The organism is Streptococcus suis (assembly GCF_002964045.1).
GTDB lineage: Bacteria > Bacillota > Bacilli > Lactobacillales > Streptococcaceae > Streptococcus > Streptococcus suis_U.
The window spans coordinates 1-264 of the sequence record NZ_POPB01000136.1; the positions used below are offsets into that span (position 1 = coordinate 1).

1 protein-coding gene is annotated in these 264 nt (G+C 35.2%); it reads left to right on the top strand.

Annotated features, from left to right (window positions below; translation table 11 throughout):
- Positions 1 to 17: 17 nt before the first annotated feature.
- On the top strand, positions 18 to 264 hold a 247-nt coding region (gene ifs / locus C1E99_RS00585), incomplete at its 3' end, for an NAD glycohydrolase toxin immunity factor (RefSeq protein ID WP_238146173.1).

A 264-nucleotide genomic window follows, 5' to 3' on the forward strand; every position in this document is an offset into this window, starting at 1 on the left:
GTAGGAGGAAATAACTGATGAAAGACTATCAACCAGTTAAAACAGGTTGGGAACTTGAGAAATATAAGCAAGCCATAAAAGAAGGAAAAGAGGATGAAGTGTTTCTTGGTGATGGCGAATTTATGATTCGTCATCGAGAATCTTTCTTTGAAGGTATTACAGATATGGAGGTTTTGATAAGATACTGTTTGTTTCCTTTGTATGAAGAGGGAGATAGAGATATCGTTCGTCGCACAGAAAATATTCTAAAAGATTTTGTAGCAA